Source organism: Brevibacterium sp. Mu109 (assembly GCF_900169375.1).
Lineage (GTDB): Bacteria > Actinomycetota > Actinomycetes > Actinomycetales > Brevibacteriaceae > Brevibacterium > Brevibacterium yomogidense_A.
Window position 1 is genome coordinate 48,995 of record NZ_FXZF01000020.1, and the last position, 16,926, is coordinate 65,920.

Below are 16,926 nucleotides of genomic sequence, written 5' to 3' on the forward strand. Positions count from 1 at the left end.
CGGATGGCTGCAGTGGATCACCGCCATACTAGCGCACTGGATACAGTCAACCGACCGCTACTTAAGCCGAATGTCCGTCGATATCGAACAAGGACCTCCAGTTCTGCGACCACAGCCAGTGCGGTTCGTGCACCGTGCTCCTGGACGGACGCCGCCACTCTGTCCAACAGGGGTTCATCGCCCACGACGGCTTCCAGTGCGGCTGCTGCACCCCGGGCCAGGTGTGCTCGGTGATCGGCATGCTCGACGAGGCCGAGCACGGTCACCCCAGCCACGTGACCGAGCACCTCGAGGCCGACGTCGACCTCGACGATGACGAGATCCGCGAACGGATGAGCGGCAACCTGTGCCGCTGCGGCGCGTACGTCGGCATCCTGAACGCGGTGAGGGAGGCGACGGGACGAAGAAAGAGATGACCTACGAGGTGCCGGCAACCACCGAAGCCGCTGTGGACGCCGTCAGCGGTGACGAGCGCGCCCGTTACCTGGGCGGCGGAAGCAACCTGGTCGACTGGTGGATATCAGCAGGTTGCCGCTGGACGACATCGAAGAGACCGAGTCAGGCCTGCGCATCGGAACGAATGTCCGCAACAGCGACCTCGCCGCCGACCCCCTGGTGCGCCGGGGCTGGCCGGGCGTCAGCCGAGCCCTGCAGTCCGGCCCCGACGGGCAGCGACGAATCCCGATCGGGGATCTGCATACCCTGCCCGGCGACCGCCCCGACGTCGAGACGACACTGGCTCACGGTGAACTGATCACCGCTGTCGACCTGCCGGCCTCCCCGCTGGCCCGCCGTTCGACCTACTACGAGTTGGGACGGATGGCTCGTGATCTCCAGCAGCGGACGCCGGAGGACATGCTGGAGGCGATGGTCCGCGCTGCCGTCAACTTGATCCCGGGAGTCGAGGACGGTGCGATCAGCATCGTGCTCGGCCGCAAGACGGTCATGGCCCAGGCCGCGACGAGCGACCTCCCGAGCCGGGCCGACGCCATCCAGATGGAGGAGCGCGAAGGCCCGAGCCTCGACGCTGTGTACGAGGAGACCACGGTGCGGGTCCCGGACATGCGCACTGGCCTTCGCCGAATCACGTCAGGAAGTCCACTTCCGCGAGGCGATCGCCATCCGGGACATCATCGGACAGGCCAAGGGCATCCTCATGGAGCGGTACAAGATCACCTCGCAGCAGGCGTTCCTGCTCCTCAGCCACGCGAGCAGCACCACCAACGCGAAGCTCGTCGCAGTGGCGGAGCACCTCGTGTCCACCGGCGAACTGCGCACGCGACGCGGATGAGGCGGCCTCGCGGCTCAGCCGACGCAGTCAGCGCAGACCGGCTCGTCCCCTTCTTCGCTCGCCAGCTGGGAGATGTGGTGGACCAGGAAGCACTCCATACAGGTGAACTCGTCGCTCTGCTGAGGCAGCACCCGTACGGTGAGCTCTTCGCCTGAGAGATCTGCACCCGGCAGTTCGAGTCCTTCGGAGACGACGGCTTCGTCCTCATCGATCTGATTCGTCTGCCGCTGGGCACCCTGATTCGTGAACTCCTCGAGAGGAACGGTGTTCTTCTCCTGGTCCTGATTGCGCGGGGCGTCGTAGTCGGTGGTCATGTCAGATGTTCGCTTTCTGTCAGTGGGGACAGCTGGTGACGCACGGCCCCGAAGATCGGTGAGCGCGGCTCCAGCAGGGGTACGGCGGCGTCGGGCAGCATCGAGATCGACACCGGCGTGCTGCCGGGCGAACTCCAGTAGTGGGCGGTCGACGGCGACACGTCGAACAGCATCGGGCGGAAGGCTCTGGACTCGTTCTCGATCTTCGGATCCATTCCCCACGACACCAGTTTCTGCTCGAGGTTCTCATGATGCGGGGTGGCCCGCCCGAGGATCGATACCCAACGGGCGTCGTCGACGATCGTCAGCGTGACATCGCGCGTGTCGAGTTCGTCATCGACCTGATCGTACGGCACCCAGGCGAAGAACCACAGACGGTCTTCCTCATCGATATCGATGATGGTCCTGGGTTCCGAAGCGACCTGTATATCGTCATCGACGACGTGGAACATGCACACGCGCACGTCCCGGGCCTGGGCGATGACTGCGGCCCTGTCGATCACACTCATGAGCGGCCCTCCGCGACTCCAGCATCACTGAAACGTGCGGCTTCTTCGACGCGCGGAACCTCGGTCTCGTCCAGAGCGTCTGCCGTGTCCATCGATGGACCGACGATCAGCCGCACGTTCGCAGGCACTCCCCCGGCCAGTGTCGCGGCCGAGGCCGCCAGCCACGCGATGCTGCTCGGATGCAGGTGGTTGCGCTGCTCGATATCGAGTGCCGGAACAGCGAAGCACCAATCGTCGTCTGCATCGTGCCGGACATAGGCCTCGTGCCAGACATAGGCCTCGTACTCGGTGAGAGACGAACCGATGGGGTTCGCAGCCGCTGTGTGGTGGCGATTCCTACTCAGGCTCTCTGCGACCAGAGACAGATTGGACAGCAGTTCCGCGTCGTTGGACTCGGTGCGCCTGGCCGTCTCCGACCCCGCGGACCTGCCTGCTCCCGGCAGCGACGCCGCACTGCTGTCGGAGGGTTACGCGACGCTGACCGCCCTGCGCTCCATCGCGGAGGACCCGTCAGTGCCGGTGGAGGACATGCTGCACCCAGAGTGACCGCAGTGGCGCTCTCCCCACCAGGGTGACGCGGTCCTCTACTCCGCGGGTCCCGTCATCGCCTGCTCGTTGCCGCTCATGTCCGCGAGGGAGTACGGCGGCCACGGGCCCAGGAAACGGATGTCTGCAGCTGGCTTCTTCCGCAGGCGCGGCGACGATGACGTTCATCCCGGCGCTGAGTGCGGCTGTGGCCAGGCGCCGCACGCCGGCCGGTCGGCCATCTCCTCTTTGAGCTGCTTGATCTCCGAGCTGTCCTCGACGAATGCGCTGCGATCCAGGGAGATCTCACCCCGCAGCTCCGGGGAACCCGCGAGCTCTTCCAGCCGCGAGCTCAACTGCTCCCCCGCCGAGGCCAGCCAGGCTTCCAGCTGCTGCCTCGCCGTCGCGCCGGTCTCCGCACCCGGACGGACGATCACGTTGAAGGACACCGGCGTGCCACAGCGAAGAACTGCGTCACTGCGCAGTTCGCACTCTCGCATGAGACAGCACGTTGACATCGGGTCACAGCAGGGCAGACTAGAACTGCTGAACAAACATTCGATGAAATACGCGCTCGCGGCACGTCAGCCGCAGCACCCCATGTGAGAGGACAGTAGATGAAGGACTTCAATGACGTGGTCACTCTGGAGATTGAGGAGGGAATCGCGGTCGTCACCCTGAACTCCCCTCCAGTGAACGCACTGTCGCATGCAGTACGCACCGGCCTGCGCGACGCGTTCGCCGCCGCCAACGCCGACGACACCGCAGAGGCCATCGTGCTCATCTGCGCCGGCCGCACATTCATCGCCGGCGCAGACATCTCCGAGTTCGGAAGCGACGCCCCGAAGGACACGGGAGCCTCGATCTTCTCCGTCCTGGACGATTCCCCCAAGCCCGTCGTTGCAGCCATCCACGGCACCGCGCTGGGCGGTGGCCTCGAAGTCGCGCTGAGCGCGCACTATCGAGTCGCGACCACCTCGGCGAAGGTCGGCCTGCCTGAGGTCCACCTGGGCCTGCTCCCGGGCGGCGGCGGCACGCAGCGCCTGCCCCGCCTCACCGGCGCCGCCACCGCGCTGGACCTCATCACCTCCGGTCGCCATGTCCCCGCCGCCGAGGCCCTGGCCCTGGGAATCGTCGACGAAGTCGTCTCCGATGACGACCTGCGCGGATCCGCCGTCCACTTCGCCCGGCAGATCGCCGACAAGGGAGGCCCACTCACCCGCGTCCGCGACCTGGACGAGAAGGTCGCAGCCGACCGCGACAACCCGGAGCTGTTCGACCGGTTCGTGGAGTCGAACCCCAAGCTGTTCCGCGGCTTCATCGCACCGACAGAGATCGTCGCCTGCATCCGCGCAGCCGTCACCCTGCCCTTCGACGAGGGCATGGCAGAAGAGCAGGCACGCTTCCAGACACTCCTGAACAGCCCGGAGTCCGCCGCGCAGCGCTACTACTTCTTCGCGGAGCGCGCCGCCCGCAAGATTGCAGACGTCCCCGCGGACACACCGCGCATCCCCGTCAACACGGTCGGCATCATCGGTGCCGGCACCATGGGCGGCGGCATCGCGATGAACTTCGTCAACGCCGGCATCCCCGTCACGATCGTGGAGCAGAAGCAGGAGGCGCTGGATCGCGGGCTTGCCACGATCCGCAAGAACTACGAGCGCACCGCCTCGAAGGGCCGCATCACGACCGCACAGGTCGAAGAGCGCATGGGACTGATCACCGGCTCCGTCTCGATGGACGACCTCGCGCCGGTCGACATGGTCATCGAGGCCGTGTTCGAGCGCATGGACGTGAAGAAGGACGTCTTCACCCAGCTGGACCGCATCTGCAAGCCCGGCGCGATCCTCGCCACGAACACCTCTGCCCTGAACGTGGATGAGATCGCTGCGGTCACCTCGCGGCCGGAGTACGTCGTGGGCACGCACTTCTTCTCGCCCGCTAACGTCATGAAGCTGCTGGAGAACGTCCGCGGAGAGAAGACCTCCAAGGAGGTCATCGCAACCGTCATGGCGCTGTCGCGCACGATCGGCAAGATCGCCGTGCTCGTAGGCGTCTGCCCCGGCTTCGTGGGCAACCGCATCCTCTACGCCCGTTCGCGCGCATCCGAGCAGCTGGTCATGGAAGGCGCGATGCCGTGGGACGTGGACCGTGCGCTGACGAACTTCGGCCTGCCCATGGGCACGTATCAGATGAGCGACCTCGCAGGCCTCGACATCGGCTGGGTCAAGGGCGAACCCACGGCCTACCCGATCAAGGACGCGCTGTGCGAGCTGGACCGCCGCGGACAGAAGACCGGCGCCGGCTTCTACGACTATGACGAGAGCCGCAAGGCGACTCCCTCCCCCATCACAGCGCAGATCGTGGAGGACGAGCGGGCGAAGGCCGGCGTCACCCCGCGTGAGATCAGCGAGGAGGAGATCCTCGAGCGGGCCCTCCTGCCGATGATCAACGAGGGCTTCAAGATCCTGCAGGAGGGCATGGCGGAGAGGGCGTCGGACATCGACGTCGTCTACGTCAACGGCTACGGCTGGCCCGTCTACCGGGGCGGCCCGATGTTCTACGCGGAGCAGCTGGGTGCGGAGGCAGTGCTGGAGAAGCTGCGCGGCTACCAGGAGCGCTTGGGCGAGGACTTCGCACCTGCCGCACTGCTGGAGGCGGTCGTCGCGAAGGGCCAGTCGATCTCGACACTCACCAAGGCGGACGCAGCCAGCCTCACGGCTGACTGAGAGCCCATCATCAAGAAGGGGTGTGTGGGGTGATCGCCAAGGCGGTCACCCCGCACACCCCTTTCTTGTGCTGCGCAGACGGCGTCTACTCCGTGGCGCCGGAGAATCCAGGACTGAGGGATCTGCCAAGGTAGCTTACTGTTGCATCATGCGTGGATTCGATACCAGCAAGTCCCGAGGCGCACTCACGCCGATGCTCGAACAGGACCTGCGCGATACTGCAGGCGATGCGGAGGCGGCACTGCGCCTGGCCCCATCGGTCGTGCAGGAGCTGGACACAGCGGACGGGGATGTCCGCCGTCAGTGGGAGGTTCTCGCGGGGCTCGGCGCCATCGACCTGACCGTGGCGCGCGCACTCGAACCGCACATCGACGCAGCGACGATCCTCCAGCAGGCCCACGAGTCCGAATCGCAGCCTGCGATCACAGCGCCCCATGGCGCCACGTGGGGAGTCTTCGCCGCGGAAGGTCCGGGGTCGCGCCTGGTCGCACGACAGAGCGCCGACGGTCACTGGGCCCTGCACGGGGAGAAGCCGTGGTGCTCCCTCGCCGGTTCCGTCTCCCACGCCCTCATCACGGCGTGGACGTCCGACCATGGCCGCACTCTCTTCGCGGTCTCTCTGTCCGAGCCGGGCGTGACGATCGGCGCGGGGAACTGGGTGTCCCGAGGACTGAGCGGAGTCCGCACTGTGCCTGTCTCCTTCGCTGACGTGCCAGCACAGCCCATCGGCGGGGAGGACTGGTACCTCTCCCGTCCGGGCTTCGCACTCGGCGGCATCGGCGTGGCCGCCGTCTGGTGGGGTGCGGCAGCCTCGCTCGTGACAGCGCTGAGAGACGCGTACCGCGTGAGGGAACCGGACCAGATCGCCCTCTACCAGCTGGGGCGCGCGGACTCCGCACTCCACGCAGCCGGTGCCGTGCTCGCGGACACGGCACGCCAGGTCGCGGCACGAGGCGACGGCCCCGCAGAGCATGCGTGGGCCGAAGCCCTGCGTGTCCGCTGCATCGTGCACGACGCGTGCGAAACCGTTCTCACGGCCACCGCCCACGCGCTGGGGCCTGCTCCACTCACTCAGGACGAGGAGCATGCGCGCCGTGTGGCGGATCTGCAGGTGTATCTGCGGCAGCACAAGCCGGAACGGGATCTCGCCGACGTGGGCCGCGGGGTGCTCGACGGTCTCCCGGCAGTCTGGACAGTTTCGTGAACAGTGATGTGACCGGTCAGGGAGACCCGGCTTTCAGCCACGCTCAGACAGGCACCCCGGAGAGTGTGTGGCGGGCGGACCCCGTACTCGCGGAGGCCGAGGATCTGGACCTGTCACGGTTCCACCGGCTCGTGGTGGCTGCCGCGCACCCGGATGACGAGAGCCACATGGCGGGCGGTCTGATCGCCTCCGCCGCCGCACGCGGGATGACCGTGGACGTGGTGGTGGCGAGCGCCGGCGAGGCCTCCCACCCTGATTCCCCCACACATGATCAGGAGTGCCTTGCCCGCCTGCGACAGGACGAGGTGACCGCGGCGGTCCATGCACTCGCGCCGTCGGCGCACCTGCACCTGCTCGGGTTGAGCGACGGGCACCTCAGCGAGGACGTGCCTTTGGTCCTCGCGCGGCTGGTGGACCTGATCGCGCAGCAGGGTGCAGAGACTCTGCTCGTCTCGACGCTGCACGAGGACCGCCACCCGGACCATGCCGCTGTGGCAGAGGCCGCAGCCGGAGCAGCGTGGCGCACCGACGCCACCCACCTCGAGGCCCCGCTGTGGCTCTGGCACTGGGGTGACTCGAACGACCTGAGCGCACTCGCGGCGAGCAAGCCGCTGGTGCGCCTCACGCTGTCCGCTGACGCACGCGCGGCGAAGAGGACAGCGATGGCTCTGCACACAACACAGATCAGCCCGCTGAGCCCTCATCCCGGTGATGAGACGCTGCTGGGGCCGTCCATCCTGGCCCACTTCGAGCGGCCGTTCGAGATCCTCTGCCGCCCGACACCCGGCGAGCTGAGCCCGTTCGACGACCTGCACCGCGGGGCGGAGGACCCGTGGCAGACGCAGACCAGCTGGTATGAGGAACGCAAGAGGGCACTCACTCTGGCAGTTCTCCCCCAGCGCCGGTACGCGAGCGCGCTGGAGATCGGGTGCTCGGTCGGGGTGCTGGCGCGGGACCTCGCCGCACGCAGCGACGAGGTGATCGGGGTCGACGAGAGCACCGTGGCCCTGGAGCACGCCCGTCGCACTGTCGCAGGCACCGGGGTAGAGCTGCTCCGTTGCCGGGTGCCGGAGGAATGGCCGCAGCCGTCCGCAGGCCGGCAGCCGGACCTCGTCGTCGTGTCGGAGATCGGCTACTTCCTCAGCCCGGGCCGGATGGCGCTGCTGGCGGAGAGGATCGCGGCCTCCGGCGCGACGACTGTCATCGCCTGCCACTGGCGTCACCGGATCGTCGGCTGGCCGCTGACCGTCGTGGACGTGCACGCGGCCCTGGACGAGGCGCTCACGCTGCCGCGGGTCACGACCGTCAGCGACGCTGACTTCGAGCTCGTGGTGTGGAGCAGCGCTACGACGGATGAGGAAGGATGACGGCGACGTCCGTGGACGCCATGGCAGTCGTCGTGCCCATCCACAACGAAGCCGATCATCTCGGGGCCTGCCTGCGCTCGGTCGCCACCGCAGCATCGGCCGTCGACGTTCCGACTCTGCTGGTGACGGTGCTCGACAGGTGTTCGGATGACAGCCGGCGGGTGGTCGCCACCGCCGCAGACCGCTCCCCACGGATGGAGATCCGCGCCGTCGAGGGCACGTTCTCCACCATCGGAGCAGTGCGCAGCGCCGGACTGAACGAGGTGGTGCGGCGATGGCCGCACGTGTCCCCCGACAGGATCTGGACCGCCCACACTGACGCCGATTCCGTCGTGCCCCCGCAGTGGTTGACCGAGCAGGCGCGGTTCGCCGCGTCCGGGGTGGACCTGGTGCTGGGCACCGTGGTGCCGGATGAGCCCCGCGACTCCCCCGCGCATCGGATGTGGTGGAGTCAACACGAACTCGCAGAGGGCCACGGCGCCGTCCACGGTGCCAACCTGGGCGTCAGGCTCGACCGGCTGATGGACGTGGGAGGCTTTCCCGACAACGCCGTCGACGAGGACGTCCTGACGGTGCAGCGCCTGAAGGCCGCCGGGGTCCGCTGGCTCGCCACGGACACCACCAGGGTCACGACCTCCGCACGCAGGGCGGGCCGCATCCCCAACGGCTTCGCCGCCTACATGCGCAGCCTCGACGACCTGGTCTCCAGCGAGCAGACCGCGCAACTCTGAGCATCCTGTCGACCGGAGGGGACAGCCGACGCCCTCTCCGCACGAATGCAGAAGAACGCCCCGCCCGGAACCCGGACGGGGCGTTGCTGCGAAGCTGCTGTCAGTCGGTGGCGCCCTTCCAGACGTCCTTGGCCTTCTCGCCGACCTGCTTGGTCTTGGCGCTGGCCTGGTCGGCTCGGCCCTCCTCTTGGAGGTCGCCATCGTGCTTCAGGTCACCGGCGGCTTCCTTCGCCTTGCCCTTGGCTTCTTCCGACTTGTTGCCGATCTTGTCTCCGAGTCCCATGAGGGCCTCCTTTCGACAGGCGGACTTGCCAGTCCACGGGAGTTGCACGGTAGGCACCGCGCCTGGCAGCGAGCTGAGTGAACGCCGATCAGCTCACCGCCGACGACGCCTCCTGGCGCGCATAGTGCGCTCGACGGGAACCACGCACGGACTTGATGATCCACCCGTCCACATCTCTGCCGCCCTCGTCCTCCGCGGCGTCGAGGACGAGTGTGAGGAGGTCTTCGACCTCCGCGACCTTCGCAGCCCGCGCCAGCTCGAGCCGCGCCTGCGCTTCCTCCAGGGTGAGACCGTCAGAGCGGATCAGCCGTTCGACGAATTCACCGATCGCCTCGGAGTCCCAGAGCGACGGGGCCTTCCTGCGTGCGATCTCCTCCGCCAGCGGGTCGGTCATATGGAGCTGGGGCGTCATCTCGTCGTCTCCTCGTTGGGTCTTCGGCAGCGGTCACGCAGTCCACGCGCCGCACCATCCGGAAGGAGCGCTCCACGGTGCGGCAGGGAGGTGGACTCCACCTCACCAGTAAGAATAGTCGAGGCGCGAGTACGGGTGAGCGCAGGGTGTAGACGCAGTGCCCACTCCGCCGTAGGCTCACAAGGCACGTTGTTCCATCTAGCAGGAGGTGACGTGATGACTGACATCACGCAGAAGGACGTGACCGCGGCCCTGAAGAAAGCGCCGTGGGTCATGCTGACCACCGCACGCAGCGACGGGAAGCTCCTCGCACATCCGATGGTCCCCCAGCAGGTCACCGACGACAGCGACCTGTGGTTCTTCCTCTCACTCACGGGTGACCAGGCGGAAGCGCTCCGCCAGGGTCCTCACGTCAATATTTCGGTCGCCGAGGCCGGGACCTGGCTGTCCGTGTCCGGCACCGTCGCCTTCGTCCAGGATCAGGCGAAGATCGACGAACTCTGGAACGACCGCGCAGCCGAGTGGTTCGAGGGCGGTCGCACGGACTCCTCACTGGGCCTGCTCAAGGTCGCCTCGAACTCCGCGCAGTTCTGGGGTACACCGGGTGGGAAGGTCCGGAGCATCGCGGAACTCGTGAAGTCCCGTGTCAGCGGCGACAAGCCGTCTGGAGGATCCGACACGGTGCCCCTCTGATGCCCGCTCCCACGCGCACTCCGGACGGCCACTACATCGTGGTCGACGGGCGGAGGTGGCGCGCCTCCGATCCCGTGCTGGCGCCGGACGTGCACGCGGAACTCACCGCAGCGCTGGGCCGCGCACGCTCCGCCGTCGGGCACGCCCGTAACGAGGCAGAGCGGCGCCAAGCGCGTGATCGGGTGCAGCTGGCGAAGGAAGGACTGGGCGAGCGCGGCGATCCCTGGTGGGAGATGCAGATCGACGACCGCCTAGATCGCGCGCAGGCGAGGCTGGAGCAGCTTCGCGAAGATGACTGAGTCGACGTCCCGGTCGCTGCTGCCTCACACGAGTGCGAGCTGCCAGCTCACCCCGAACCGGTCATCGACCCATGCGAAGCGCTTCGCGAATCCGTAGTCATCGCGATCCTCCATCCGCACCTGCCCGTCCTCGGACAGGCCGGCGAGCGCGCCACGGTACGCCGCGGGCTCCGTGGTCTCGAAGAACATCGACATCGACGGCGTGAACGTGAAGTCGTGCTGGATCGGTGTGTCGTTGACGCGGACCTTCAGCCCGTCGATGTCCAGCACCGCCATCATCACCAGCGGACCGCCCCCGCCCACCGCTTCACGACCGGTGGCCTGATGCGTCTGCTCGGCGACCTCGGGCGGCATGGGCTGCAGAGTCTCGACGGTGACGTTGGGCAGCACCGCGCAGTACAGGTCGATCGCTTCCTGCGCGCGGCCTTCGAACATGAGGAACGGTGTGACGGACATGGGCTTCTCCTAGCGTTCGGCTGCGTCCAACGACACTAGCGCGTCAGACGACATCGGCGGGTCCGAGATACATCCACCTGCGGGCGCGGCGGACGAACCGCGCGACCTCGTGCATCTCATCTGTCTGGCCGTCGGGCCCCCGGTAGCGGGCTGTGTATTCGACGACGCCGTCGTCGTCCTGCACGCTGCCGGCCGTCACGGAGTCCACGGTCAGCCCCGTCCACTCGCTGCCGGGCTCCGGGTCCGTGTCTGCCGGTCGCGTCGCGGGGTGCCACGTGCGGAACAGGTGGTCGGCATCGCCGCGGACGTGAGCGGTGTAACGCGAGCGCATGAGCTGCTGGGCGGTCGGCGGCCACTCCTGCATCGTGAGCGCCGGCTCGCAGCAGGCGGCATACGAAGCACCGGCGGGGAAACCGCCGCAGGGACACGGAGTCGGAGTCTGGTTCACACTCCCAGCCTACTGACGCCTCGCGCCGGATTGCGACCGTCGATGGACCTCCATCAGGAACGCGAGGATATCCGGCCTGCGGTCTCGCAGCAGGAACCCGACCTCACCGGTGAGCAGCTGGCCGGGAGCAGCAGTCCGTGTCTCAGACGGCCGCGCACGGCCACGACGTCGCACCACTGGGCGGCGAACAGAGGACGCCAGAGCGGATCAGCTCCCCACACATACCGCACCTCGTGGGCCGTGACGATGGTGCGCGGAGACTGGAACGGAACCACGAACGTGAAGAGAACGGCTGCAGATCCGAAGACCAGCATTCCCCCTCCGAACAGGAGGATGCCGACCACCAGCTGCCCGCCGCCACTCCCCCATACGACGGCGGTTGACCTTCCGCAGTGCCTTCTCCATGTCGCGGGTGTGGCCGGGCTGCCAGCCCGGCAGCTGCTCAGCCACGATCGTCGTCTGATTCCGCCGCATCCCGAACAGCCGCGTGCGCGTGCACCAGGAACGCCAACACATCGCGGCGCCTGCCCCGCAGCATCCCGTTCACTCCGTGCACCACCGTCGACCCCTGCGCGCGCGACCGGACCCACCGCGCCCTGCGCACACCGTCCGCCCGCGCAGTGAGCATGACCTGGAGGACCGGCGGGAACGGCCACCGCGTGGGCGTGAACTCTCCACCCACCTGCACCACATCGGCCCATGCCACGGCGAACAGCGTGAACACTCCACCCGGCTTCGACCCGATCGATTCGATCCCCCACCGCGAGACGATCATCCTCGGCCGCACGACCGGGAAGACGAACGTCCACAGCAGCGCACCGAACCCGAACAGGATGAGCCCTGCGACGAACAGCAGCCCCATCCCGGCCTGCATCCACCCGCTGATCCCGCGATCGCCCGCGAACGGGTTCCATGTGGACACCGGCAGGACGATGAACCCCGCCGTGATGAAGATGACGAACACCCACGCGCCCAGCGCATATACAGCGGTCCTGAGGAAGCTGGTACGCAGCACCACGCGGCCCTCGCGCTCCAGCTCGTCGAACCACCGGTGGAGTCTCTTCGGGTTCGCCTTGGCGACCTCCTTCTGGAGGTCCGGGGAGAGCTCGCTGTCGCGGGGAGGCGTCATCTTCACACCACGAGCGTAGATCAGCACCCAGCACGCAGTTGGACCGCTGCTGTGTCAGTCTCGGCATACCCCGCGTGACGCACCGGTGAACTCTCTTAGACGTCGGTATCCCGGGCGGTGCCTGCACTGCCACCAGCGGATACTCTGACGATGGCCGGCCCCGGCCGCAGTCGATTCCCCCGTCAGCAGAGGCACCGCTATGAGCGCCGATTCCGGCACGCAGACCACACCTCCACCCGCCGAGTCGTCACCCGACGACCACAAGAAGTTCTCCCTGGGCGAGGACTGGGCGGCGACGATCGTCGGACTCGTGATCTTCACCCTCTGCCTGGTCGGTGTCCTCACCCCGGAGCTGATCCCGTGACCCCGCCGGACAGCTCCCCCGCCCAGGCTGCGGAGAAGGACACCACCGTCGAGGTCGCCTCCCCTGTGCCTGCGGCACCCGCCGCCGAGGCCCCGCAGTCGGCCGCGCCGTCGTCCACCGTGCGCGTCGGGTGGGCTGTGGGCGGACTCGTCGTCGTGGTGGGGCTGGCGTGGCTGGTCCAGTTCCTGGTCGGCTGGGTGCCGGAGGCCACCGACGGCTCCGGGTTCGGCAGGGTCGCGAAGTCGATCGAGTACCCGGTCTATGCGATCGTCCTGGGCTTCGCGGCGAACGCGCTGCTGAGCACTCTGGGGCTGCGCGACCGGATGAGCGCGGCGTTCCGCACCGAGTTCTTCATCAAGGTGGGCCTGGTCCTGCTGGGCGCGACGATCGACTTCTCGATCTTCGTCCGCGCGTTCGGCCCTGCCGTCGTGCAGGCGTGCCTGCTCATCACCGCGGTCTTCCTCTTCACGTGGTGGCTCGCCGGCCGGCTCGGCATCGACGACAAGCTGCGGGCCCTGCTGGCAACGTCTCTGGCGGTGTGCGGAGTCTCCGCTGCCGTGGCGGCGGCCGGTGCAGTGCAGGCGAAGAAGGAGCAGCTGGCGTTCACCGCCACTCTCGTCATCGTCTTCGCGGTGCCGTCGATCTTCCTACTGCCGTGGCTGGCGAACGTCATGGGGTTGACCGACGCGGTGACCGGCGCGTGGATCGGCGGCAACATCGACACGACGGCCGCAGTCACCGCGGCAGGTGCCGTGGCGGGTGAAGGACCCCTGCAGATCGCATCGATCGTGAAGGTCACGCAGAACGCGCTACTGGGCGTCGTCGCGGTGCTGCTGACGATGTTCTTTGCCTTCAAGGCGGGGGCGGACAGCTCCACCGGCATACCAAAGAAGATCACCGACCCGGCGGCGCTGAAGCTGCTGTGGGGACGCTTCCCCAAGTTCGTGCTCGGGTTCCTGGCCGCGAGCATCATCGCAACGATCATGGGCCAGACGATGTCGCCAGAGGCGCTGGAGCCCAGGCTCGACGCGGCGAAGGACATCCAGGTGTGGGCGCTGACTCTGGCGTTCGTGTCGATCGGGCTCGAGTTCAAGGTCCAGTCCGCGAAGGAGGCCGGGTGGAAGCCCGTCGTCGTCTTCGCCGCGGCCACGGTCGTGAACCTGGTCGTGGGTCTGGCGCTTGCCGCAGTGCTGTTCGGCGGCTTCGAAATGTGAAGCACTACGCACGGCGGGTCCGGTAGTCTCGGTTCTGACAGTCGTTCTCACTCTGGAAAGGGCTGCTTCCCCGATGCCCAAGATCCGTACTGCGCTCTCGATGCTCGGCTCGGCCAAGGACGCGAAGAAGTTCGCGGCCCGGTTCGACGATCCGAGCCGGAATCTGCCGGCACAGAGCCTCTTTCCGCCGGAGGAGGTCCGCCCACCGGCGACGGACGCACGCACGATCCTGCTCCGGGTGACGAATATGCCCGAGGGGCACGGGGGCATCTTCGCTGTGGTGCACACACCGGTGACACGTGACAGCATCGCCGTGCTCGTCTTCAACCCGAGCATCGTCATCGAGGCCGGCGCGACTCTGCGCGAGCTGGTCGATCACTCCGGGTATCCCGTGGCGGTGGCGATCGTCGAAGAGTTCCTGGGCACGCGGATCGATCACATCGTGGAGCTCACAGCAGAAGCGCTGACCGGCGTCATCGACGCGGTGGGCCCCCTCTCCACATACAGTCGCGCAGCGTTCTCCGCTGACGGCGTCGACTTCGTCGAAGGCACGAACCGCCTGGACGGCGCGGCGGCGCGCGTCTTCACCTCGGCTGATCCCGTCGACGACGCCGGGCAGACACGCACGCGCAATCAGCGGGCCCTGCTGCGGTCGCTCCTCAACACGCTCGACGTCCGCAAGCTCGTGAAGGACAACGCGCAGCTGGTCCCCGTCCTCGACGCCGTCGTGAGCGGGGTCGCGAAGGACCCGGGTTTCACGTCAGCGGTCGTCACGCAGCTCGCGGCCGACCTGCGGGGCATCACGCGCAAGGACATCGTCGCAGTCACGGTGCCAGCTGCCTCGGAACGGCAGGAGGACGGCACTGTGCGCATCACCTTCGAAGCCGACGTGCTCACCGCCCTGCGGGAATCACTGACGTCCGGCAGTCCGCTTGAGTTCGCCTCGAAGCTCACGGAGATGGGTTACTGAGCGAGCCGGGTTCTGCACTGGCAGCGGCTCACAGGTGGGAATCCTCCGACTGTTCGGCATAGTCGTCCACCGTGTCGTTGGCGAACGCGTCCTGGATCTCCGACTGCGCCTGCTCATCGACTGTCAGGATGGACTGACCGTCACCGGACCTGCCGGCGCCGCCGACGGGCGCGGAGAAGAACTGGATGTCCCCCGTCCGCACATCGCGCATCTCGTAGGCCATACTCGCGATCTTCGATGAGCTGAGGCTGTCGTCGACCGTCATATATGGGGAGAAGTCGCGGACTATGCCGGAGATCTTGTTCGGGTTGCTGAGCGTGTCAGCGGAGATGATCTTGTCGGTGATGCCCTTGAGGAATGCCTGCTGATTGCGGCCGCGCTGCAGATCCCCGTCGGAGAAGTTCTTGCGGGCGCGTACGAAGCTGAGCGCCGCTTCTCCGTTCACGTGGTTGGTGCCTTCGGAGAACGAGTGTCCGTTGCTCTCGAAGGCCTGCTCTGATTCGACGTCGACTCCCCCGACGCTGTCGGTGAGCGCTTGGAAGCCCTCGAAGTCGATGATCGCGACATGGTGGATGGGCGCGTCGATGAAGTCGCTGACCGTCTGGGTGGCGAGAGGGAGCCCGCCGTGACTCATCGCTGCGTTGATCTTTCCCTCGCAGTGGCCCTCAATGGGCACCCACAGATCACGCGGGATCGACATGATCTGGGCCCCGTCGCGGTCACCGTCGAGGTGCATGACCATCATCGTGTCGCTGCGATTGCCCGTTGCGCCCCCGGCGTCGTCGATGTCCGAAGCGCGCGAGTCCGAACCCAAGAGAAGGATGTTCGTGCCGTCGCCCTGCTCGGCGACAGGCTGCTCGCCGGAGAATACGTCGTCATGGCCCAGCTGGATGGAAGTGTCGTCGAACGTCTTGCCAAGATAGAACACGTAGCCGATAACTGCCGCCGCGGCCAGCAGGATAAGGATGACAAAGACAGCGAGTATCCTTGTAACGGTCCGCTTCTTCTTAGGACGGCGTCGCATTGGCTCGGACCGATCGAGCTCGCCGTTGGCATAGTCGACTCCAGCGCCAGAATCGGGGCGGTACTCGTGTGCGTGCGACAAGCTCATACCTCTGACGTAATCCCCGGCGCTCCGGCCGCCTACCGACGAGCCACGAAGGGGTTGGGCAATGCCACATGAGTATAAGCATGACGAAAGCAATGGTCTCACAAGAGTTGCTACGAGACGGGACTGACGCGTCCAAACCCGGAATGGAACTCTGTGGCACAGCAAAGCTGCTCGTCAGGAGCTCGACTCGCATTACTGAAGCGACACGGTTCGATTCGAGTAGCGTCCGTTGGACGTCTCGACTCACGGCAAGTGTCAAGCCCCGAGTTTTGTAGAGGGATTTCTATCTGGAAATTGATGCCAACGCCCGAGCAGGCAGCTGCGCGTGGACTACTTCGAACTCGACAGGAGGCACGTGCCCGATCTCGCCATGAAGACGGCGATGGTTGTACCAATCGACCCACTCCGCGATCGCGACCTCGACATGCGACACATCCCGCCACGGCCCGTGATTCCGGACCAACTCAGCCTTGAACAACGAGTTCAAAGGGGACTGCCGCACATTTAGGTGACAGTTGGGGGTGTCAGGCCGCGAGGCTCACGGCCGGGTTCATGATGGTCTCGTATTCGATGGGGGTCAATCGGCCCAGACGGGCCTGTCGGCGGCGTCGGTGATACGTCCTTTCGATCCAGGTGATGATTGCGATTCGGAGCTCTTCTCGGGTCCGCCAACGCTTACGGTCCAGGACGTTCTTCTGTAGCAGCGCGAAGAAGGACTCCATGGCGGCGTTATCACCGGCAGCACCGACCTGGCCCATGGATCCGATGAGGTGGTGACGGTTCAGGGCGTGCACGAACTTCCGTGACCGGAACTGAGAGCCTCTATCCGAATGCACGATGCAACCGGCGGCGTCACGGCGTCGAGATACCGCGTTGT

Annotated in this window: 24 protein-coding genes and 1 pseudogene; 13 read left to right on the top strand and 12 right to left on the bottom strand. The window is 66.8% G+C overall.

The genetic code is table 11. The features are described from left to right. Positions 1 to 134 precede the first annotated feature (134 nt). Both BSP109_RS12420 and BSP109_RS17775 read left to right on the top strand, forming a co-directional pair. Positions 135 to 416 carry a 2Fe-2S iron-sulfur cluster-binding protein gene (locus BSP109_RS12420; RefSeq protein WP_306298549.1) on the top strand — a complete coding sequence of 94 codons (282 nt, stop codon included), beginning with the start codon at positions 135 to 137 and terminating at the stop codon, positions 414 to 416. 97 nt (positions 417 to 513) lie between these two features. Further along, positions 514 to 597: pseudogene (locus tag BSP109_RS17775) on the top strand (hypothetical protein); the annotation flags it as partial. On the opposite strand, the gene BSP109_RS17780 reads toward BSP109_RS17775, so the two are convergent. Beyond that, the gene (locus BSP109_RS17780) at positions 559 to 744 is read right to left on the bottom strand and encodes a hypothetical protein (protein ID WP_257944681.1); all 186 of its coding nucleotides are present in this window, start codon (positions 742 to 744) and stop codon (positions 559 to 561) included. The pseudogene BSP109_RS17775 and the gene BSP109_RS17780 sit on opposite strands and share 39 nt — an antisense overlap. A gap of 412 nt (positions 745 to 1,156) precedes the next feature. Here BSP109_RS17780 and BSP109_RS17785 point away from each other — a divergent pair, with 412 nt between their 5' ends. Continuing rightward, positions 1,157 to 1,291 carry an ANTAR domain-containing protein gene (locus BSP109_RS17785; protein WP_256970182.1) on the top strand — a complete coding sequence of 45 codons (135 nt, stop codon included), beginning with the start codon at positions 1,157 to 1,159 and terminating at the stop codon, positions 1,289 to 1,291. 14 nt (positions 1,292 to 1,305) lie between these two features. Here the strand turns inward: BSP109_RS17785 and BSP109_RS12435 are convergent, their stop codons facing one another. Both BSP109_RS12435 and BSP109_RS12440 read right to left on the bottom strand, forming a co-directional pair. Further along, positions 1,306 to 1,605, bottom strand: coding sequence for a DUF4193 domain-containing protein (locus BSP109_RS12435; protein WP_101601036.1), 300 nt, complete (start codon positions 1,603 to 1,605; stop codon positions 1,306 to 1,308). Further along, on the bottom strand, positions 1,602 to 2,108 hold the full coding sequence (locus BSP109_RS12440; protein ID WP_180959726.1) for a pyridoxamine 5'-phosphate oxidase family protein: 507 nt from the start codon (positions 2,106 to 2,108) through the stop codon (positions 1,602 to 1,604). Before BSP109_RS12440 ends, BSP109_RS12435 begins: the two co-directional genes overlap by 4 nt. A 372-nt stretch (positions 2,109 to 2,480) precedes the next feature. On the opposite strand from BSP109_RS12440, the gene BSP109_RS12445 reads away from it, so the two are divergent. Further along, positions 2,481 to 2,660 (top strand): hypothetical protein, encoded by a 180-nt coding sequence (locus BSP109_RS12445; RefSeq protein WP_146001151.1) that lies wholly within the window; start codon positions 2,481 to 2,483, stop codon positions 2,658 to 2,660. 164 nt (positions 2,661 to 2,824) lie between these two features. On the opposite strand, the gene BSP109_RS12450 is transcribed toward BSP109_RS12445, so the two are convergent. Then, positions 2,825 to 3,088 carry a GvpL/GvpF family gas vesicle protein gene (locus BSP109_RS12450; RefSeq protein WP_101601039.1) on the bottom strand — a complete coding sequence of 88 codons (264 nt, stop codon included), beginning with the start codon at positions 3,086 to 3,088 and terminating at the stop codon, positions 2,825 to 2,827. A 168-nt stretch (positions 3,089 to 3,256) separates the two neighbouring features. Between BSP109_RS12450 and BSP109_RS12455 the strand changes: the two genes are divergently transcribed. The 4 genes from BSP109_RS12455 to BSP109_RS12470 all read left to right on the top strand — a co-directional run bounded on the left by BSP109_RS12455 (position 3,257) and on the right by BSP109_RS12470 (position 8,670). Next, a complete protein-coding gene (locus BSP109_RS12455) occupies positions 3,257 to 5,368 on the top strand; it encodes a 3-hydroxyacyl-CoA dehydrogenase NAD-binding domain-containing protein (RefSeq protein WP_101601041.1) in 2,112 nt (703 codons plus the stop codon). A 148-nt stretch (positions 5,369 to 5,516) separates the two neighbouring features. Further along, entirely contained in the window at positions 5,517 to 6,572 is a 1,056-nt protein-coding gene (locus BSP109_RS12460) for an acyl-CoA/acyl-ACP dehydrogenase (protein ID WP_101601042.1), read from the top strand. Further along, the gene (locus BSP109_RS12465) at positions 6,569 to 7,939 is read left to right on the top strand and encodes a bifunctional PIG-L family deacetylase/class I SAM-dependent methyltransferase (protein WP_101601044.1); all 1,371 of its coding nucleotides are present in this window, start codon (positions 6,569 to 6,571) and stop codon (positions 7,937 to 7,939) included. The genes BSP109_RS12460 and BSP109_RS12465 overlap by 4 nt, the downstream gene beginning before the upstream one ends. Further along, entirely contained in the window at positions 7,936 to 8,670 is a 735-nt protein-coding gene (locus BSP109_RS12470; RefSeq protein ID WP_101601046.1) for a glycosyltransferase family 2 protein, read from the top strand. The genes BSP109_RS12465 and BSP109_RS12470 overlap by 4 nt, the downstream gene beginning before the upstream one ends. Positions 8,671 to 8,770: 100 nt before the next feature. Here the strand turns inward: BSP109_RS12470 and BSP109_RS12475 are convergent, their stop codons facing one another. Beyond that, positions 8,771 to 8,953 (bottom strand): CsbD family protein, encoded by a 183-nt coding sequence (locus tag BSP109_RS12475; protein WP_101601048.1) that lies wholly within the window; start codon positions 8,951 to 8,953, stop codon positions 8,771 to 8,773. Between the two features lie 88 nt (positions 8,954 to 9,041). Next, a complete protein-coding gene (locus tag BSP109_RS12480; RefSeq protein ID WP_146001154.1) occupies positions 9,042 to 9,365 on the bottom strand; it encodes a hypothetical protein in 324 nt (107 codons plus the stop codon). Between the two features lie 216 nt (positions 9,366 to 9,581). On the opposite strand from BSP109_RS12480, the gene BSP109_RS12485 reads away from it, so the two are divergent. Both BSP109_RS12485 and BSP109_RS12490 read left to right on the top strand, forming a co-directional pair. Further along, positions 9,582 to 10,058: a pyridoxamine 5'-phosphate oxidase family protein gene (locus BSP109_RS12485; RefSeq protein WP_101601051.1), complete on the top strand. Its 477-nt coding sequence runs from the start codon at positions 9,582 to 9,584 to the stop codon at positions 10,056 to 10,058. Then, complete coding sequence (locus BSP109_RS12490) at positions 10,058 to 10,357, top strand: biopolymer transporter Tol (protein ID WP_101601053.1); 300 nt, start codon at positions 10,058 to 10,060, stop codon at positions 10,355 to 10,357. The genes BSP109_RS12485 and BSP109_RS12490 overlap by 1 nt, the downstream gene beginning before the upstream one ends. 24 nt (positions 10,358 to 10,381) lie before the next feature. Here the strand turns inward: BSP109_RS12490 and BSP109_RS12495 are convergent, their stop codons facing one another. From BSP109_RS12495 to BSP109_RS12510, 3 genes are all read right to left on the bottom strand, one after another. Further along, positions 10,382 to 10,813: a VOC family protein gene (locus BSP109_RS12495; protein ID WP_101601055.1), complete on the bottom strand. Its 432-nt coding sequence runs from the start codon at positions 10,811 to 10,813 to the stop codon at positions 10,382 to 10,384. A gap of 43 nt (positions 10,814 to 10,856) precedes the next feature. Continuing rightward, positions 10,857 to 11,261 carry a YchJ family protein gene (locus BSP109_RS12500; RefSeq protein ID WP_101601057.1) on the bottom strand — a complete coding sequence of 135 codons (405 nt, stop codon included), beginning with the start codon at positions 11,259 to 11,261 and terminating at the stop codon, positions 10,857 to 10,859. 442 nt (positions 11,262 to 11,703) lie between these two features. Continuing rightward, complete coding sequence (locus BSP109_RS12510; RefSeq protein ID WP_146001155.1) at positions 11,704 to 12,396, bottom strand: hypothetical protein; 693 nt, start codon at positions 12,394 to 12,396, stop codon at positions 11,704 to 11,706. Between the two features lie 193 nt (positions 12,397 to 12,589). Between BSP109_RS12510 and BSP109_RS17330 the strand changes: the two genes are divergently transcribed. The 3 genes from BSP109_RS17330 to BSP109_RS12520 all read left to right on the top strand — a co-directional run bounded on the left by BSP109_RS17330 (position 12,590) and on the right by BSP109_RS12520 (position 14,938). Further along, positions 12,590 to 12,754 (top strand): hypothetical protein, encoded by a 165-nt coding sequence (locus tag BSP109_RS17330; protein WP_180959727.1) that lies wholly within the window; start codon positions 12,590 to 12,592, stop codon positions 12,752 to 12,754. Continuing rightward, positions 12,751 to 13,968 carry a YeiH family protein gene (locus BSP109_RS12515; protein ID WP_257944682.1) on the top strand — a complete coding sequence of 406 codons (1,218 nt, stop codon included), beginning with the start codon at positions 12,751 to 12,753 and terminating at the stop codon, positions 13,966 to 13,968. Before BSP109_RS17330 ends, BSP109_RS12515 begins: the two co-directional genes overlap by 4 nt. Before the next feature lie 73 nt (positions 13,969 to 14,041). After that, complete coding sequence (locus tag BSP109_RS12520) at positions 14,042 to 14,938, top strand: LCP family protein (RefSeq protein ID WP_101601062.1); 897 nt, start codon at positions 14,042 to 14,044, stop codon at positions 14,936 to 14,938. 28 nt (positions 14,939 to 14,966) lie between these two features. Here BSP109_RS12520 and BSP109_RS12525 read toward each other — a convergent pair whose 3' ends face one another. From BSP109_RS12525 to BSP109_RS12535, 3 genes are all read right to left on the bottom strand, one after another. Beyond that, positions 14,967 to 16,049 (bottom strand): LCP family protein, encoded by a 1,083-nt coding sequence (locus BSP109_RS12525; protein ID WP_180959728.1) that lies wholly within the window; start codon positions 16,047 to 16,049, stop codon positions 14,967 to 14,969. A 283-nt stretch (positions 16,050 to 16,332) separates the two neighbouring features. Next, positions 16,333 to 16,551: an integrase core domain-containing protein gene (locus BSP109_RS18020; protein ID WP_101601063.1), complete on the bottom strand. Its 219-nt coding sequence runs from the start codon at positions 16,549 to 16,551 to the stop codon at positions 16,333 to 16,335. Between the two features lie 22 nt (positions 16,552 to 16,573). Next, positions 16,574 to 16,926 (bottom strand): IS3 family transposase (locus tag BSP109_RS12535; protein WP_146001156.1); only part of this gene is annotated, 353 nt, incomplete at its 5' end.

Bases quoted from the DNA above. Each gene is read 5' to 3' on its own strand.
- BSP109_RS17785 (WP_256970182.1), top strand. From the start codon at position 1,157: ATGGAGCGGTACAAGATCACCTCGCAGCAGGCGTTCCTGCTCCTCAGC.
- BSP109_RS12435 (WP_101601036.1), bottom strand. From the start codon at position 1,605: ATGACCACCGACTACGACGCCCCGCGCAATCAGGACCAGGAGAAGAAC.
- BSP109_RS12455 (WP_101601041.1), top strand. From the start codon at position 3,257: ATGAAGGACTTCAATGACGTGGTCACTCTGGAGATTGAGGAGGGAATC.
- BSP109_RS12460 (WP_101601042.1), top strand. From the start codon at position 5,517: ATGCGTGGATTCGATACCAGCAAGTCCCGAGGCGCACTCACGCCGATG.
- BSP109_RS12470 (WP_101601046.1), top strand. From the start codon at position 7,936: ATGACGGCGACGTCCGTGGACGCCATGGCAGTCGTCGTGCCCATCCAC.
- BSP109_RS12475 (WP_101601048.1), bottom strand. From the start codon at position 8,953: ATGGGACTCGGAGACAAGATCGGCAACAAGTCGGAAGAAGCCAAGGGC.
- BSP109_RS12480 (WP_146001154.1), bottom strand. From the start codon at position 9,365: ATGACGCCCCAGCTCCATATGACCGACCCGCTGGCGGAGGAGATCGCA.
- BSP109_RS12485 (WP_101601051.1), top strand. From the start codon at position 9,582: ATGACTGACATCACGCAGAAGGACGTGACCGCGGCCCTGAAGAAAGCG.
- BSP109_RS12490 (WP_101601053.1), top strand. From the start codon at position 10,058: ATGCCCGCTCCCACGCGCACTCCGGACGGCCACTACATCGTGGTCGAC.
- BSP109_RS12495 (WP_101601055.1), bottom strand. From the start codon at position 10,813: ATGTCCGTCACACCGTTCCTCATGTTCGAAGGCCGCGCGCAGGAAGCG.
- BSP109_RS17330 (WP_180959727.1), top strand. From the start codon at position 12,590: ATGAGCGCCGATTCCGGCACGCAGACCACACCTCCACCCGCCGAGTCG.
- BSP109_RS12520 (WP_101601062.1), top strand. From the start codon at position 14,042: ATGCCCAAGATCCGTACTGCGCTCTCGATGCTCGGCTCGGCCAAGGAC.
- BSP109_RS12525 (WP_180959728.1), bottom strand. From the start codon at position 16,049: ATGAGCTTGTCGCACGCACACGAGTACCGCCCCGATTCTGGCGCTGGA.